16 protein-coding genes are annotated in these 16,092 nt (G+C 38.9%); 1 reads left to right on the top strand and 15 read right to left on the bottom strand.

The window, feature by feature from the left end:
* Positions 1–30: 30 nt before the first annotated feature.
* The 10 genes from frr to HMPREF1481_RS03505 all read right to left on the bottom strand — a co-directional run bounded on the left by frr (position 31) and on the right by HMPREF1481_RS03505 (position 9,466).
* Entirely contained in the window at positions 31–588 is a 558-nt protein-coding gene (gene frr / locus HMPREF1481_RS03550) for a ribosome recycling factor (protein WP_006145717.1), read from the bottom strand.
* A gap of 8 nt (positions 589–596) precedes the next feature.
* Positions 597–1,334 (bottom strand): UMP kinase, encoded by a 738-nt coding sequence (pyrH, locus tag HMPREF1481_RS03545; protein ID WP_004253279.1) that lies wholly within the window; start codon positions 1,332–1,334, stop codon positions 597–599.
* 83 nt (positions 1,335–1,417) lie between these two features.
* A complete protein-coding gene (trmFO, locus tag HMPREF1481_RS03540) occupies positions 1,418–2,752 on the bottom strand; it encodes a methylenetetrahydrofolate--tRNA-(uracil(54)-C(5))-methyltransferase (FADH(2)-oxidizing) TrmFO (RefSeq protein ID WP_016465705.1) in 1,335 nt (444 codons plus the stop codon).
* Between the two features lie 157 nt (positions 2,753–2,909).
* The gene (locus tag HMPREF1481_RS03535; RefSeq protein WP_016465704.1) at positions 2,910–3,863 is read right to left on the bottom strand and encodes a hypothetical protein; all 954 of its coding nucleotides are present in this window, start codon (positions 3,861–3,863) and stop codon (positions 2,910–2,912) included.
* 78 nt (positions 3,864–3,941) lie between these two features.
* Positions 3,942–4,820, bottom strand: coding sequence for a 16S rRNA (cytidine(1402)-2'-O)-methyltransferase (gene rsmI / locus HMPREF1481_RS03530; RefSeq protein ID WP_016465703.1), 879 nt, complete (start codon positions 4,818–4,820; stop codon positions 3,942–3,944).
* 2 nt (positions 4,821–4,822) lie between these two features.
* Positions 4,823–5,140: a DNA replication initiation control protein YabA gene (gene yabA, locus HMPREF1481_RS03525; protein ID WP_016465702.1), complete on the bottom strand. Its 318-nt coding sequence runs from the start codon at positions 5,138–5,140 to the stop codon at positions 4,823–4,825.
* A 35-nt stretch (positions 5,141–5,175) separates the two neighbouring features.
* Entirely contained in the window at positions 5,176–6,060 is an 885-nt protein-coding gene (locus HMPREF1481_RS03520; RefSeq protein ID WP_016465701.1) for a DNA polymerase III subunit delta', read from the bottom strand.
* Entirely contained in the window at positions 6,057–6,695 is a 639-nt protein-coding gene (tmk, locus tag HMPREF1481_RS03515) for a dTMP kinase (protein ID WP_016465700.1), read from the bottom strand. Before tmk ends, HMPREF1481_RS03520 begins: the two co-directional genes overlap by 4 nt.
* Before the next feature lie 270 nt (positions 6,696–6,965).
* Positions 6,966–8,162 (bottom strand): elongation factor Tu, encoded by a 1,197-nt coding sequence (gene tuf / locus HMPREF1481_RS03510; RefSeq protein WP_016465699.1) that lies wholly within the window; start codon positions 8,160–8,162, stop codon positions 6,966–6,968.
* Between the two features lie 203 nt (positions 8,163–8,365).
* Positions 8,366–9,466 carry an AI-2E family transporter gene (locus HMPREF1481_RS03505; RefSeq protein WP_016465698.1) on the bottom strand — a complete coding sequence of 367 codons (1,101 nt, stop codon included), beginning with the start codon at positions 9,464–9,466 and terminating at the stop codon, positions 8,366–8,368.
* A 105-nt stretch (positions 9,467–9,571) separates the two neighbouring features.
* Here HMPREF1481_RS03505 and pbp3 point away from each other — a divergent pair, with 105 nt between their 5' ends.
* On the top strand, positions 9,572–10,813 hold the full coding sequence (gene pbp3, locus HMPREF1481_RS03500; RefSeq protein WP_016465697.1) for a D-alanyl-D-alanine carboxypeptidase PBP3: 1,242 nt from the start codon (positions 9,572–9,574) through the stop codon (positions 10,811–10,813).
* 27 nt (positions 10,814–10,840) lie between these two features.
* Here the strand turns inward: pbp3 and HMPREF1481_RS03495 are convergent, their stop codons facing one another.
* From HMPREF1481_RS03495 to HMPREF1481_RS03475, 5 genes are all read right to left on the bottom strand, one after another.
* Positions 10,841–12,238, bottom strand: coding sequence for an APC family permease (locus HMPREF1481_RS03495; protein WP_016465696.1), 1,398 nt, complete (start codon positions 12,236–12,238; stop codon positions 10,841–10,843).
* A 137-nt stretch (positions 12,239–12,375) separates the two neighbouring features.
* Positions 12,376–12,945: a hypothetical protein gene (locus HMPREF1481_RS03490; protein ID WP_016465695.1), complete on the bottom strand. Its 570-nt coding sequence runs from the start codon at positions 12,943–12,945 to the stop codon at positions 12,376–12,378.
* Between the two features lie 19 nt (positions 12,946–12,964).
* Entirely contained in the window at positions 12,965–14,377 is a 1,413-nt protein-coding gene (sufB, locus tag HMPREF1481_RS03485; protein ID WP_000797053.1) for a Fe-S cluster assembly protein SufB, read from the bottom strand.
* Positions 14,378–14,434: 57 nt separating this feature from the next.
* Positions 14,435–14,875 (bottom strand): Fe-S cluster assembly sulfur transfer protein SufU, encoded by a 441-nt coding sequence (gene sufU / locus HMPREF1481_RS03480; RefSeq protein WP_016465694.1) that lies wholly within the window; start codon positions 14,873–14,875, stop codon positions 14,435–14,437.
* On the bottom strand, positions 14,862–16,088 hold the full coding sequence (locus HMPREF1481_RS03475) for a cysteine desulfurase (RefSeq protein WP_016465693.1): 1,227 nt from the start codon (positions 16,086–16,088) through the stop codon (positions 14,862–14,864). Before HMPREF1481_RS03475 ends, sufU begins: the two co-directional genes overlap by 14 nt.
* Positions 16,089–16,092: the final 4 nt, after the last annotated feature.

Below are 16,092 nucleotides of genomic sequence, written 5' to 3'. Positions count from 1 at the left end.
CAATGCCAACTGAGTTTTTCTGTTTATTTCTTAGACTTCCAAGATTTCTTTTTCTTTATTGGCAGTCATATCGTCGATGTGTTTAACAGCATCGTCTGTCGCTTTTTGAATCTCTTTCTCGAGAGTTTTCAACTCATCTTCAGTGATTTCTTTAGCTTTTTCTTGTTTTTTAGCTTCATCCATAGCATCACGACGGATATTACGGATAGCTACTTTAGCATTTTCACCAACTTTTTTCACTTCTTTAGCGAGATCGCGACGAGTTTCTTCTGTAAGAGCTGGGATAACCAAGCGAATAACAGAACCATCGTTAGCTGGTGTAATACCAAGATCTGAAGCGTTCAAAGCACGCTCGATATCCTTCAATGAAGATTTATCAAATGGTGTTACCAATAGGACACGCGCTTCAGGAATTGTGATAGAAGCGATCTGGTTCAGAGGTGTTTCGACACCATAGTATTCAACAGTAATACGGTCAAGCAAGCTTGCGTTTGCACGTCCTGCACGGATACCACCAAACTCACGAGCAAGTGAGTGGTGAGATTGAGTCATTCTCTCTTTAGCTTTTTCTACAATTGCGTTAGCCATAATTTTTCCTATTCCTTTTCTTCGATATTGTTTGAAACTGTTGTACCGATATTTTCACCAAATACAACACGTTTGATATTACCAGGTTGGTTCATATTAAAGACTACCAAGTCAATGTCGTTATCCATTGACAGTGTTGAAGCTGTTGAGTCCATGATACGAAGGCCTTTATTGATGACATCACGGTGAGTCAATTCTTCAAATTTAACAGCAGTCTTATCTTTCTTAGGATCGGCATTGTAGACACCGTCTACACCATTCTTAGCCATCAAAATAGCATCTGCTTCAATTTCAGCTGCACGAAGAGCTGCTGTAGTATCTGTTGAGAAATATGGTGAACCGATTCCTGCACCAAAGATAACGATACGTCCTTTTTCAAGGTGGCGAAGGGCACGCCCACGAATGTAAGGCTCTGCTACTTGTTGCATAGCAATAGCTGTTTGTACGCGAGTATCAACACCAGCTTGTTGCAATGAGTCTGCCATCACAAGTGCATTCATAACTGTCCCAAGCATTCCAGTATAATCCGCTTGTACACGATCCATACCAGCTTCTGCTGCAGGTTCTCCACGCCAAAGGTTTCCACCTCCGATAACCAAGGCAATTTCAATTCCTAGTTCGTGAACTTCCTTGATTTCTTGAGCCATACTTTGAACAGTTTTGATATCAATCCCGACACCACGTTCGCCAGCAAGGGCTTCACCAGATAGCTTGATTAAGATACGTTTATACTTAGGTTCTACCATTTTCTCTCTCCTTTTTTTATCCTACCTATTTTATCACAATTTCAAAGATTTTTATAGTATCACGAGCAATTCTTTCAAAAAAATTAGACAGATAAAAATTTCTCTAAATCAGACAAGGCACGTTCCGCAATTTTTTCATAACGAGTCTTCTTATCACGGATTCGTTCACCTTCTAATTCTTTGATAATGCCGAAGTTGACATTCATTGGTTGGAAGTGTTTGCTATCAGCATGGGTGATATAATGAGCTAAACTTCCGATTGCAGTTGTCTCTGGGAAAATAGCTTCGCTTTCTCCCTTGAAAAGTCGAGCTGCGTTAATACCTGCTACTAATCCTGAAGCTGCTGATTCAACATATCCTTCCACACCTGTCATTTGCCCAGCAAAGAAAAGATTTGGTTGTTTCTTAGAACGGTAGGTCTGCTCAAGAAGATTTGGCGAGTCCATGTAGGAATTGCGGTGCATAACACCATAGCGAACAAACTCGGCGTTTTCAAGACCTGGAATCATTTGGAAGACACGCTTCTGCTCTCCCCATTTGAGGTGAGTTTGGAATCCCACGATATTGTAGAGACTACCTGCTGCATTGTCCTGACGAAGCTGAACGACTGCATAAGGAGTTTTAAAATCTCCATCACGAGGTCCCTTGTAGTCTTCTGGATATTCTAGGCCAACTGGTTTCATAGGACCATAAAGCATAGTTTTAATACCACGTTTAGCCATGACTTCGATGGGCATACAACCTTCAAAATATTTTTCTTTTTCAAAAGAATTTAACGGAGCCTCTTCTGCATTAACCAAGGCTTCATGGAAATCCATAAATTCTTGCTTGGTCATAGGAGCATTGAGATAGGCCGCTTCTCCCTTATCATAACGTGATTTGAGATAAACCTTGTTCATATCGATTGTATTGACATCCACAATAGGCGCTGCAGCATCGTAGAAATAGAAACCATCTCCTCCATTAAGTGCATGAATTTTCTCAGCAAGGGCATCACTAGTCAAAGGTCCAGTTGCTACAACAGTAATAGCATCTGTTGGCAATTCTGTGATTTCGTCACGAACGACCTCAATCAAAGGATGATTGGCAATCTTTTCAGTAACCATTTGAGAGAAACCATCACGGTCAACCGCGAGAGCACCACCAGCAGGAACACGCGTTGCTTCTGCCGATTCCAAGATAAGAGAACCTAGACGACGCATTTCTTCCTTGAGGAGACCAACAGCATTTGTAAGAGCATCCCCACGCAAGGAATTCGAACAAACCAATTCTGCAAAATTGTCAGTTTTGTGTTGTGGTGTTGACTTGACACCACGCATTTCATAAAGTTTAACAGGAATACCACGCTCTGCAATTTGGTAGGCTGCTTCCGAACCTGCCAAACCAGCACCGATAACATTGATATAAGATTGAGACATGACACTAATACCTCTTTAGGTGCAAACTAAGTCCAAATCAAAACAAGCTACTAGATTGTTTGACACCCACAAATCTTTCTAAATTCATACTTGGTCCATTATACCAAAAAGCTAAGTAAAAAGACAGACAGGAGAATTCCTGAATGTCTTTCAAAAATTATTGTTTATAGAAACTGTAAGATTTATGAGCATACCGATTACTTTTGTCTTTGTAATCTATGCCAAAGCCTACTTCTGTATTCCTAGGTAGTTTTTCGATTTCAATTATTTGAGCAAGTAAATATTTAAAATCAGACCTTGTCCAATTGTCAATATCTTCATTAGTTACTTGGAGGTTCTGTTTTCGTACCTGATCTATACTAAATAGTATTGTAACACTAAAGGTCGAACGATTGTCAGCAACCCTTTTTAAGAGTAAATCTCGATTACGGACAAGTGTCTCTTCATCGAGATTGTTGACTCTACTTGGGTCTAAATCCTTGATTAAGGGAGTGAGTTCTTCTACATCCGTCTTCAAAATTGCTTCTCTTTTTTCTCTCAATTTAAGACGGATTTTAGGGTTGTCACTATATTCTTCTTTCGGTAACAAAGAATATTTGAACCAAAAGTCATAGTGACTCAATTCAACTGAATTTTTAATGTAAAGTTTCCTAATCGCATCCTCGCTTAAATATGTTGAAGTCAAGGTAGCAGTTGAAGTCCAGCTAGCACTTGGAAGTATCGTATTGTAAGCTTTTTTAAATCGGTCATAGTCGTCATCACCAGAATCATACTCCATTTCTAAACGATAGACTGTTTTCTTAGGAAAAACAAAGAAAATTTTCTTTTCAACTTCTTTAAGATCCGGATTGTATTTAAGGACTGGAGTTTTCTCAACATAGTCTTTTTCAAAATCCACATAGACATCAACTACTCGTCTACTAGTTCCTTCAACGTAAGCTGTCGAGTATTCTTCTGCTTCTAGTCCTGCAGCTTCTACTACGGAACGAATGTTTGAAATAGCTGTTTTAGCTAAATCACGATCGACTCTGTTGTTACATGCTGACAATACAAATAATGTGAGAATAGGCAACAGTAGGCCAATTACTTTCTTCAACACTTTGCTTTTCATTTCCCCTCCAATTAAGCATTCGTAGTAAAATGCTTATGATTGTTATTTCTATTTCGGGAAGAAGGAAAACTTCCCTGTTTAGTCATTAGATTGGTTCTCTTCCCACTCATGGTAGGCAGCGTAGAGTTGGCTTTTGTTCCACTGATAAATTTTAGCGACTTCCTTAATGGCTTGATTTTTCTTCATGCCTTGCTGGATACGAGCTTGGATTTCTAAGAACAAATCCTCCTCATCCTTTTCTACCGCATCCTGACTGGCACCTTCCACAATCAGAAGACACTCGCCCTTAAGTGGTGTTTGAGAAATATTTTCTAATAATTCAGTAATACTTCCACGTTGATATTCTTCATAAATCTTAGTCAATTCTCGAACTAGAACCACTGAACGATCACCGTAGACCTCTAGCATATTTTCTAGAGTATCAGCCACGCGATGTGGAGATTCATAGAAAATCTGGGTCTCAGGATACTCTTTTTTTGATTCGAAAAATTGCTTTTGTTGTCCCGATTTTCGAGGTAAGAATCCATAAAAGATATGAGGTTGGGGGGCTAAACCACTGGCAATCAAGGCAGAAATCCCTGCACTAGCTCCTGGAACTGTGACAACTGCGATATCTTCTTCAATTGCAGCCTTAACCAAATCGTGACCAGGATCTGAAATGCTAGGAAGTCCTGCATCCGAGACCTGAGCGATATTTTGTCCTTGTTTCAACAAATCAATCAAATCAGGAATCTTTTCCTTGGCATTGTGCTCATGAAAACTGATTTGTTTGGTCGGAATATCAAAATGCTTGAGTAAAAGCCCAGTATTTCGAGTATCCTCGGCAGCAATCCAGTCCACTTCTTTCAAAGTCTGAATGGCACGATAGGTCATATCCTCAAGATTTCCAATGGGAGTTGCAACAAGATATAGCTTACCATAAGGTGACTGACCTTTAAAACTTTTTTGAATCTGCATGCTTACTCCCTAAACAACAACTCATCACAGAACATACATTCTGCATCTTGTTCACGACGCTGTCCATAAAAATCGCGACACACATGAAAACCATCTTCGTAGATTCGACGAACATTTTCTCGAACATGCTTGGTCTTTGCAGGAGCAGAATCCTCTTCTTCTCCTAAGCGCTCTCTCAGTTTGTCATTTTCCAAGCGAAGAGCTGTATTCTCTTCTACTACACTTTTGAGATTTTTTTTGATGGCTTCGACATCTGCCAAGGTTGCCAACAACTGTTGAGAAAAATCGTCTAAAGCATCAAATAATTCTTTTTTGTTCATAGACAGCCCTTTCTTTTTCTGTTTTCATCTTCATATTATTGTAAAACGAGGTTTTCCAAAGCATTTTGGAAGGAAACATTTGCTTTCCACATTCTTCGAGCTTCGATGAGATTTTGCAAGATTCTACGAGCTGATTTTTTTAGAATCTCTTGTCCAGCGATTACTTCTAAAATTCTAAATATCTGGTCTTGCTTTTCTTTGTCGTCTGCTAAACTAGCTAATTTTGCAACCTGTAAATATGCTTCCTTTTTCCCAGCTTCTGACCAAGAATAGAATCGCTCACTTTCTTCTACCAAAGTCCAAAAACTAGGTTGATTAATCAGTCTTTCGGCTTCTGCTTGCGATTGGCTGAACTCGGCTAAGAGTCTTGCTTTATTTTTGACCAATCCTGCTTTTTCCAATTCAACTATTAGATTTGCCACTTGTTTCTTAAATTGGAAAATCTGTGTCCGGCTTCGAATGGTTGGCAAAATTTGTTCTTGATCATTGGTTAAGAAGAAAATATAGATTTCACTTTGAGGTTCTTCGATAACCTTTAGAAGTGAATTAGCAGCATTAACATGCATTTTTTCAGCTTGTTCAATGATAAAAACCTGACGTTGATTTTCAATCCCTGATTGCGAAAACTGACTAACTAATTCTCTAATTCTCTCAGTTTTTATAATCTGATTAATCGGACGAATAACTGTGACATCAGGAAATTCGTCATGTTCAATCAACTTACAATTTCGACAAGACTCGCAGGGTAAGACCCCCTGTTTTTCAGTACAAAACAAACTCTTAGACAGAAATAAAGCCATCTCCATACTTCCAAAAAAACCTGAAAAGAGATAGGCATGATTGAGCTGTTTTTGTTCTAAGATATGAACAAAACGTTCAAATTGTTGTGGTTGACAAGCCTTTAATTGCTCTTGATTCATTCTTGCAGCCCCATTCTGTCAAATAAGACTTTCTTAGTATTCTCAACAACTTGATCTAGTGGTAAGCTGGCATCAATCTTAACAATGCGATCACCTTCTTTTTCAAGAAGGGAGAGATATCCTTGACGGACTTTGCGATGCAAGTCTAAACCTTCCAAGTCTAAACGATTAACTTCACGATTACTATTTGCTGCGATTCGTTCAAGACCTTTCTCAACATCAATATCAAAATAAAGTGTCAAATCAGGCTTAAGACCATCTGTCGCAAATTGATTGAGCCATTCAATAGCATCAATGTCCAAACCACGACCAAAGCCTTGATAAGCAACCGAACTATCAATAAAACGGTCCATGATGACCAATCTACCAGCTGCAAGTGCAGGTAAAACCTTTTCCACTAAATGTTGTCGACGACTAGCTATATAAAGTAAAAGCTCTGTCTTAGCATCCATTTGAGTATGACTAGGGTCCAGAATAACTTCTCGAATCTTTTCACCAATCAATACACCACCTGGTTCACGTGTCGTTAAGACCTCAATATTTTTTTCTTCTAACACAGGAAGGATAGCTTCAAGAACACTCGTTTTACCAGCTCCCTCTGGCCCCTCAAGAGATACTAAAAATCCTTTTGACATGACTAACTCATTTCTTTTTTTCTTCCTTCTATTTTATCAAAAAAATAGGCATTTGTGAAAAGCTTTTTAGCCTAATAAAAATTTATTCTGAAAAACTAGGATATACATTCGTTAATAAAGTAGATAATTATTTAATTAAGTTTCTATATTCGTAATCAACTACCATACTGTCTTATTTTGTCTTTGTATAGCTAGAAAAAAAGAACCTTGCTTAGCAAGATTCTTTTAGTGTCTGACTTAAATAATTGTTCTTCTGGGAACTAAATCGAATTAAGCTTCGATTTCTGTAACCATACCTGAACCAACAGTACGTCCACCCTCACGGATAGAGAATGTAGTACCTTGTTCTACGGCGATTGGGTGGATCAACTCAACGTCGATTGTCACGTTATCACCTGGCATTACCATTTCAGTACCTGCTGGAAGTTCGATTGAACCTGTAACGTCAGTAGTACGGAAGTAGAATTGTGGGCGGTAGTTGTTGAAGAATGGAGTGTGACGTCCACCTTCTTCTTTAGTAAGGATGTAAACTTCACCTTTGAATTTAGTGTGTGGGTTGATTGAACCTGGTTTAGCGATAACTTGTCCACGTTCGATTTCATCACGTTGGATACCACGAAGAAGCACACCTACGTTGTCTCCTGCAAGACCTTCGTCAAGTTGTTTACGGAACATTTCAACACCAGTAACAACTGCTTTTTGGATTTCTTCTTTGATACCAACGATTTCGATTTCGTCGTTGACGCGAACGATACCACGGTCGATACGTCCTGAAGCAACAGTACCACGTCCAGTGATTGAGAATACGTCTTCGACTGGAAGAAGCAATGGTTTGTCAGTGTCACGTTCTGGTTCTGGGATGTACTCATCAACTGTGTTCATCAATTCCATAACGATATCTTCGTATTTAGTGTCACCTTCAAGGGCTTTAAGAGCTGAACCTTGGATAACTGGAAGATCGTCACCTGGGAAATCGTATTCTGAAAGAAGGTCACGGATTTCCATTTCAACCAATTCAAGCAATTCTTCGTCGTCAACCAAGTCAACTTTGTTCATGAAGACGATAAGGTGTTTAACACCAACCTGACGTGAAAGAAGGATATGCTCACGCGTTTGTGGCATTGGTCCGTCAGTTGAAGCTACTACAAGGATAGCTCCGTCCATTTGAGCGGCACCAGTGATCATGTTTTTAACGTAGTCCGCGTGTCCTGGAGCGTCGATGTGAGCGTAGTGACGTTTTTCAGTTTCATACTCAACGTGCGCAGTGTTGATAGTGATACCGCGTTCGCGTTCTTCTGGAGCAGCATCGATAGACGCATAGTCTTTTGGTTGGTTAACTGATGAAGGCAAGCGACGTGCCAAAACAGTTGTGATAGCTGCAGTTAGGGTAGTTTTACCGTGGTCAACGTGTCCGATAGTACCAATGTTAACGTGTGGTTTACTACGATCGTATTTTTCTTTTGCCATTTGAGTAAAAGCCTCCAATAAAATATATTTTATAGATAGACAGTAGGCAATACAGTCTAACTTTCCTTACTATTTTATCAAATTTCAGCTAAATTGCAAGTGTTTTACAAAGATTTTGTGAATTATTCTTATACTTATTCGAAGTCCTTGATTTATTAATAAAAAATAGAGAAACAGTTAAATCTATTTCTCTATTAATATCGTTACATTTTTTCAACTTCTTGTACTTCTTTGTGTTTTTCGTAAAGTTGTACAAGGAATTTGGATATTTCTTTTAATATAGAATAAGTTGGGACGGCAACAATCATACCAATAACACCATAGATATTACTTGACAATAGTAACAGAACCAGGATAGTAATTGGATGAACTTTCATAACACCACCAACAATTCGAGGGTAGAGGATATTGCCATCCACTTGTTGGATAATCAACATATAGATGACAGCAATAATCATCTTTTGTGGATCCGTAAATAGATTTGAAATAACCATTGGAACCAAACCGATACTTGGACCAACATAAGGTATCAAATTCGCCAAACCAGAGAAAATAGCAAAGACCAATGCATACTTGAGTCCAATGACACTATATCCGATAAAGGCCAGACATCCGATTATGAATGCATCAATTGATACACCGCTAATGTAACGGGAAATAGTCGCATTCAAGTTTGTTAATAAACCAGAGATATTCAGTCTATCTCTTTTTAAAACAGTTCTTTCTAACATCGGTAAGAACTTATGCCCATCTAGTAGGAAGTATACCAAGAAAACCGGCGTCATAATGATAATTAAAACTGTACTTACTAATGCTGACAGAACACTACCGACACTGTTTGTTACACTATTTAAGATATTTTGCAGAATATCAACATAAGAAAGATTTAATTGCTGGATTGTTTGTTGAATATCAAGCTCTTGGAAAGTAGGGTATTTTGATAATTCTATTACTAAATCTTGGAGTCGACCATAGATTCCTTGACTAGATATAATCAAGCTACTCAACTGATTGATTAAAATCGGTAAGAGATAGACAAAACCAATGACAAGTGACCCAAAGAGAACAAATAGGGTCAACAAAATTCCTATAATGCGGTTAATTTTGCACTCTTTCTCTAAAAAGATAACAATTGGGTTGGTCAAATAGTATAAAAATCCTCCTAATAAAAAGGGAATCATGATGGTATTAACGACACTTACAAAGGGTGTAATAATTGCCCCCATTTCCCTCCATAGGTAGAAAATTAAGGTTATTAATAAAATCTCAGTTGTCCAGAAGAATAATTTATTTCTTCGAAACATAGGCCACCTCCTCTTTTTCCTATTTTACCATAAATCGAAAAAGATTGATAACCTTCATCATAAAAACAAGAATATTTTTTGTCTTTATGATAGAATAAAATTACTATGAAGAAATTATTTTTAACATTAATCACACTTATTTCATTTGGTTCTGCTACTACTGCTTTTGCTCAGGATTTTGATGTCGCCGCAAAACATGCCATCGCTGTTGAAGCGACTACTGGTAAGATTTTATATGAAAAAGATGCGACTCAACCAGTTGAAATTGCTTCTATTAGTAAGTTACTAACTGTTTACTTGGTCTACGAAGCTTTGGAGCAAGGAAAAATCACCCTCTCTACTCCAGTTGAAATTTCAGATTATCCTTACCAACTCACAACTAACTCCGAAGCAAGCAACGTTCCTATGGAAGCTAGAAACTACACTGTTCAAGAATTGCTAGAGGCAACATTGGTCTCTAGTGCAAATAGCGCAGCTATTGCTTTGTCTGAAAAGATTGCGGGATCTGAAAAAGATTTTGTAGATATGATGAAGGCCAAACTTCTTGAATGGGGAATCCAAGATGCTACCCTAGTCAATACAACCGGTCTTAACAACGAAACCCTTGGTAACAACATCTACCCAGGTTCTAAAAAAGACGATGAAAATAAATTGAGCGCCTATGATGTGGCTGTCGTCGCTCGTAATCTTATCCTCAAGTACCCTCAGGTCTTAGAAATTACCAAGAAACCTTCCTCTACTTTCGCAGGAATGACCATTACTTCTACTAACTATATGTTGGAAGGAATGCCTGCTTACCGCGGTGGTGTCGATGGTCTTAAGACTGGAACAACTGATAAAGCGGGTGCTTCTTTTGTCGGCACAACTGTAGAAAAAGGAATGCGTATCATCACAGTTGTCCTCAATGCTGATAACCAAGATACAAATCCTTATGCTCGTTTCACAGCAACTTCTGCACTTTTAGATTATATCTCATCAAACTTTGCTCTCCAAACAGTTGTAAAACAAGGAGAAAGCTACCAAGATAGTAAATCTCCTGTTCTAGATGGAAAACAAGATACAGTTACAGCAGTTGCTAAAGAAGATATAAAAATTGTTCAACGCCTTGGAAGTCGAGCTCAGTCATCTGTCACCTACACGCCTGATACTACTGAACATACCGCTCCACTTGAAGCAGGTACTGTGGTTGGTCATCTAACCTATGAAGATAAAGACTTAGTTGGTCAAGGTTATATTACCTCTGACAAACCAAGCTTCGAAATGGTTTCTGATAAAAATGTCGAAAAGGCCTTCTTCTTAAAAGTATGGTGGAATCGCTTTGTTCGATTTGTAAATGAAAAATTATAAAAAAATCGCAATTACTCGCGATTTTTTTTATTTTCTTTCTGATAAAGTTGAGTGTTTATAGCCATAAGTAAAGTAAATAATAACTCCTATTATTAAGGCTAAACCAAATGCTATCCATGTTTCAAGAGTATATTGAAGCATGAAGGATAGACAAATAAGAATCGATAAGATTGGTAGAAAGGGAACCAGGGGTGTTTTAAATTCTCCCTCTTTAGGCTCTCCCTTATCTTTCCTTAGCTTGATAATCCCATAGGCTAATAAAATAAGATAGGCCAAAGTACAGATATTAAGAAAGGCTGCAATACTAGATAGAGGAAAAATCCCTGCTGCAATCGCTGAAACGACTCCCGTTAAAATAGTAGCATTCTTAGGTACTCGACTTGTCTTAGTTACTTGTTTGAAACTTTGGGGCAAGAGCCCATCACGTGCCAAACTATAAATCATGCGAGACAAGGCATAAGTCATTGAAATACATACCGTAATCAAGGTAAAAATAGCAACAATAGAAACATAGTTTGCTGCCCACCCTATACCAATATTCCTAAGAGCAAAAGCTACCGCATCGTCAACATTAAGCTTGCTATAGTGGACAACACCTGTCAATACTAAGGTAACCAAGGCATAAAGGATGGTTACGATCATCAAGGATAAAACAATTCCACGTGGAATATTTTTCTGAGGATTTTGAATTTCATCAACTGCCATAGAAATAGACTCAAAACCTAAGAATCCAAAGAACATGAGTGAAGCTCCAGCCATAATCCCTGTGCTTCCACCATAAATCTGACCAAAACCAAATGGAGCAAAATTGGACCAGTTCTCAGGTTTTATATACCAAATTCCAACTAAGATAAATAAGGCAAGAGCAGAAAATTTTAAAACAACAAGAATCGAATTAAAACGAAGAGCAGTTTTCGAATTCATGAGGACGACTGCTGTAACAAGCATAATCACTAAAATTGGTAAAAGATCAATATAAGTACCATGTTCTTGGTTAAATGTTCCGTTTAAGGTTTGTGGCAAGGAAATTCCATAATGGCTAAGCAAACCTTTAAAATAGGCAGCCCAACCAGATGCTACACCAGAGACTGCTGTCATAAATTCCATAATGGTTAGCCAACCAGCTATCCAAGCAGGAAATTCTCCCAAAACCACATACAGATAACTATATGCACCACCTGTTGCTGGAACACGGGAAGCAAATTCTGCAAAAAAGAGCGCTGATAGGGAAACACAGATTGCTGAAATTACGATGGATACAACAAGAGCAGGTCCTGCTAGTGTTGCCGCAGCTGTACCTGTAATGGTAAAGATACCTGTTCCCACCATGGCGCCAATTCCCAAGAGAATTAAATCCCATAATTTCAGATGACGATGCATCTCTGTTTTACCTAGACTTACGTCTTTGGTTCTAAAAATATTCATAATTGATCTCCACTAACAATAATTGTTTTATTTTACCACAAATAATGGATTTTGTGAATATTTATAAAGTTGTATCAAAAAAACTGAACAATTTAGTATTTGCTCAGTTTTTATTTCTAGTTAAAATTCGACAGTTATTAGACTTCGTAGTATGGGAACGGACGGTCACTATCTAAAGGACGATTTGGAATTTCTTGTTCCAAAATAGCGCGCCATCCAGATACTAATTCTTCAAAAGTTAATTTGGCTTCTGGAGAAGTTATTGTAATCTTCCGACCAAACCAAGCCATAGTTGCAGTTTCAAACTGAAGCATAGCGTAGTCAATGACTGGAACACCAGCTTCTTCATAATTCTCATTTACTGCACACGCTACTTCTGCTGCTTGTGGTAGAAGTTGATTGCTAATTTTATCGACAACACTTTCATCCATCTCTCTCCAAGAAAGTAATTGACCATCCACCTGATAAAAGAGCTCAAAGGTTTCTTGATTTTTCTTAAAATTGGTAAGAACAAAAGCACGTTCCACTGCCTCTGGACCACCAACAGCCTTGACAGCGTTTATAAGGAGATTTTGTTCCATTTGTCTCCAATAATCATCAGCTTCTTCTACTAAATCAATTGTAAAAGGTGGAACAATTTCCTCAGCAGAAATTTCTCCTTTATTTGCTTTCTCGATATTACCAAATAATTTTTTTAAGAATCCCATTTGCTTCTCCTTTTGGTTTTTACCCGACTGACCCTTCCATTTCATAGCTAATCAAGCGGTTAAGCTCAACAGCATATTCCATTGGTAGTTCTTTAGTGAAGGGCTCTACAAATCCCATAACGATCATCTCAGTTGCCTCAGACTCTGACAAACCACGGCTCATGAGATAATAGAGTTGTTCTTCTGAAATCTTAGATACTTTGGCTTCGTGTTCCAAAGCTACTTGTGAGTTATGGATTTCATTGAACGGAATAGTATCTGATGCTGACAAGTCATCCATGATAATGGTATCACACTCGATGTGAGAAACAGATTTCTTAGAGTTCTTGTTAAAGGTTACTTGTCCACGATAGTCAACCTTCCCTCCGCCTTTGGCGATGGATTTAGATACGATAGACGAGCTTGTATGTGGCGCATTGTGGATCATCTTAGCACCAGTATCTTGGTGTTGACCAGCATTTGCAAAGGCAATCGAAAGCATGGTGCCACGCGCTCCTTCTCCATCTAAGTAAACAGATGGATATTTCATGGTTGTTTTGGCACCTAAGTTCCCATCAATCCACTCAACAGTCGCATCTTTCAAGGCTTTTGCACGTTTTGTTACCAAGTTATAGACGTTATCAGACCAGTTTTGGATGGTTGTATAACGCATGTAAGCTCCGTCCAAGGCAAAGATTTCTACAATGGCAGCATGCAAGCTGTTACTTGAATAAGTTGGTGCTGTACATCCTTCTACATAGTGGACGCTTGCTCCTTCATCAACGATAATCAAGGTACGTTCAAACTGACCAGTATTTTCGTTGTTGATACGGAAGTAGGTTTGTAGGGGAATATCAACTTTCACACCTTTAGGAACATAAATAAAGGTTCCACCTGACCATACTGCTGAGTTGAGGGCAGCTAACTTGTTATCTGTCGGCGGCACTAACTTAGCAAAGTACTGTTTAAACAAGTCTGGGTACTCTTTGAGGGCAGAATCTGTATCAGTAAAGATAATACCCAATTTCTGGAATTCTTCCTTCATGTTGTGGTAAACCACTTCTGACTCATACTGTGCAGAAGCTCCAGCAAGATAAGCACGCTCAGCTTCAGGAATCCCAATACGTTCAAAGGTTTCTTTGATTTTTTCAGGAACTTCATCCCAAGAACGAGCTGGTTTATCAGATGGTTTTTGGTAGTAAATCAAGTCATCAAAATCAATCTCTGACAAGTCTGCTCCCCATGTTTGCATGGGCATTTTTTTAAAGGTTTCATAAGACTTCAAACGGAATTCTAACATCCACTCAGGCTCACCCTTAGCAGCTGATAGTTCACGAATGACATCTTCATTCAATCCTTTTCCTGTCGATAGGACAGGCTCTACATCATCATGGAAACCAAATTTATATTCACCAAGGTCAATTGGTTTTGGTTCTACTCTTTCTTCAGCCATAATATCCTTTCTTTCATTCTTCATTACTTATGATTAATAAAACAAAGAAACTTTGTCTTATTTGTTTTCTTGGTCTTCAATTGTTTTTTTAAGGGCGTTCCAAGCTAGGGTTGCGCATTTGATTCGTTGAGGAAACTTGGCAACTCCTGATAAGAAAGCTGCATCTCCAAGTTGATCTTGACGCTCATCCTTTTGACCTTGAACCATTTCAGAAAAGATGGTTGCAAGCTCTAAGATTTCTTGCTTGGTCTTTCCTAAGACTGCATCTGTCATCATACTAGCAGAGGCAGTTGAAATCGTACAACCAGAGTTTAGAAAAGCAATATCTTCCAAACGATCATCTGCATCAAACTTGACAGAGAGGTTGATGACATCACCACAGGTTGGATTGTTAAGACTGATTTGTTCAGCATCTTCCAACCTCCCTTGGTGATGGGGATTTTTCGAATGGTCCGCTACCACTGCCATATAAAGGCTATCTAGTTTAGAAAGTGCCATTGAAAAACTCCTTTGTCTTTAGTAATGCATCGACTAACTTGTCACAATCTGCCTTGGTATTGTAGATATAAAAACTTGCACGAGCTGTTGCTGGAACATCCAAATACTGGAGCAAAGGTTGAGCGCAATGGTGACCGGCACGAACCGCTACTCCTTCATAATCCAGAGCAGTCGCAAGGTCGTGAGGATGAAGATGACCTAGATTAAAGGCAATAACACCTGAACGTTGAGCCAAATCTTGCGAACCGTAAATGGTCAATCCCTCAATTGCCTGCAATTTTGGAAAGACATATGCAATCAATTCCTGTTCATGAGTTTCAATCGCATCCATCCCAAGATTTTCAAGATAATCTACTGCAGCAGCAAGTCCAATCGCACCTGCCATGTTAGGAGTCCCAGCCTCGAATTTCCAAGGCAATTCTTTCCAACTAGCAGATTGCTCATATACGAAATCAATCATCTCTCCACCAAACTCCACCGGCGACATTTGTTCCAGATACTTTTCTTTGCCATAAAGAACACCGATACCTGTAGGACCAGCCATCTTGTGGCCTGAGAAGGCAAAGAAGTCTACATCCAAGTCCTGAACATCAATCTTCATATGAGGTGTAGACTGAGCACCATCTACCACCATAATAGCTCCAACTTTATGAGCCATTTGCGTGATTTCTTTGATAGGATTGACCACTCCAAGAACGTTGGAAGCATGTGCTAGTGAAACGAACTTAACCTTATCAGTCAATTTAGCTCGTAAATCATCCATATCCAGAGCGCCATCTTTGAGATAGACATAGACAAGCTCAGCACCTGTCTTGCGACAAGCTTCCTGCCATGGGATAATATTGGAATGGTGTTCCATGACTGAAATCAAGACCTGGTCTCCCTCAGTCAAAATTTCCTCAGCGAAACGTGCCACCCAGTTGAGACTAGTCGTAGTTCCTCTGGTGAAGAGTACTTCCTTTGTCGAACCTGCATTGATGAACTTACGAATGGTTTTACGAGCAGCTTCATAGGATGCTGTCGCTCGTTCTGCCAAAGTATGAACTCCACGGTGAACATTAGCATTGTCCTGCTCATAGTAGTGATTAATGGCTTCCAGAACTGCTAGTGGTTTTTGTGTCGTCGCAGCATTGTCCAGGTAGACCAAAGGCTCATCATTGACGATCTGGTCTAAAATTGGAAAATCCTTGCGAATCACTTCTACATCTAACATAGGC

Origin of the sequence: Streptococcus sp. HPH0090 (genome assembly GCF_000411475.1) — a bacterium.
Lineage (GTDB): Bacteria > Bacillota > Bacilli > Lactobacillales > Streptococcaceae > Streptococcus.
The sequence above is the reverse complement of the archived record's forward strand: the minus strand, read 5'-3'. Positions and strand labels throughout refer to the sequence as shown.

What these genes read in the sequence shown, in the direction of transcription:
- frr (WP_006145717.1), bottom strand. Translation starts at nt 588, where the DNA reads ATGGCTAACGCAATTGTAGAAAAAGCTAAAGAGAGAATGACTCAATCT.
- pyrH (WP_004253279.1), bottom strand. Translation starts at nt 1,334, where the DNA reads ATGGTAGAACCTAAGTATAAACGTATCTTAATCAAGCTATCTGGTGAA.
- trmFO (WP_016465705.1), bottom strand. Translation starts at nt 2,752, where the DNA reads ATGTCTCAATCTTATATCAATGTTATCGGTGCTGGTTTGGCAGGTTCG.
- HMPREF1481_RS03535 (WP_016465704.1), bottom strand. Translation starts at nt 3,863, where the DNA reads ATGAAAAGCAAAGTGTTGAAGAAAGTAATTGGCCTACTGTTGCCTATT.
- rsmI (WP_016465703.1), bottom strand. Translation starts at nt 4,820, where the DNA reads ATGCAGATTCAAAAAAGTTTTAAAGGTCAGTCACCTTATGGTAAGCTA.
- yabA (WP_016465702.1), bottom strand. Translation starts at nt 5,140, where the DNA reads ATGAACAAAAAAGAATTATTTGATGCTTTAGACGATTTTTCTCAACAG.
- HMPREF1481_RS03520 (WP_016465701.1), bottom strand. Translation starts at nt 6,060, where the DNA reads ATGAATCAAGAGCAATTAAAGGCTTGTCAACCACAACAATTTGAACGT.
- tmk (WP_016465700.1), bottom strand. Translation starts at nt 6,695, where the DNA reads ATGTCAAAAGGATTTTTAGTATCTCTTGAGGGGCCAGAGGGAGCTGGT.
- tuf (WP_016465699.1), bottom strand. Translation starts at nt 8,162, where the DNA reads ATGGCAAAAGAAAAATACGATCGTAGTAAACCACACGTTAACATTGGT.
- HMPREF1481_RS03505 (WP_016465698.1), bottom strand. Translation starts at nt 9,466, where the DNA reads ATGTTTCGAAGAAATAAATTATTCTTCTGGACAACTGAGATTTTATTA.
- pbp3 (WP_016465697.1), top strand. Translation starts at nt 9,572, where the DNA reads ATGAAGAAATTATTTTTAACATTAATCACACTTATTTCATTTGGTTCT.
- HMPREF1481_RS03495 (WP_016465696.1), bottom strand. Translation starts at nt 12,238, where the DNA reads ATGAATATTTTTAGAACCAAAGACGTAAGTCTAGGTAAAACAGAGATG.
- HMPREF1481_RS03490 (WP_016465695.1), bottom strand. Translation starts at nt 12,945, where the DNA reads ATGGGATTCTTAAAAAAATTATTTGGTAATATCGAGAAAGCAAATAAA.
- sufB (WP_000797053.1), bottom strand. Translation starts at nt 14,377, where the DNA reads ATGGCTGAAGAAAGAGTAGAACCAAAACCAATTGACCTTGGTGAATAT.
- sufU (WP_016465694.1), bottom strand. Translation starts at nt 14,875, where the DNA reads ATGGCACTTTCTAAACTAGATAGCCTTTATATGGCAGTGGTAGCGGAC.
- HMPREF1481_RS03475 (WP_016465693.1), bottom strand. Translation starts at nt 16,088, where the DNA reads ATGTTAGATGTAGAAGTGATTCGCAAGGATTTTCCAATTTTAGACCAG.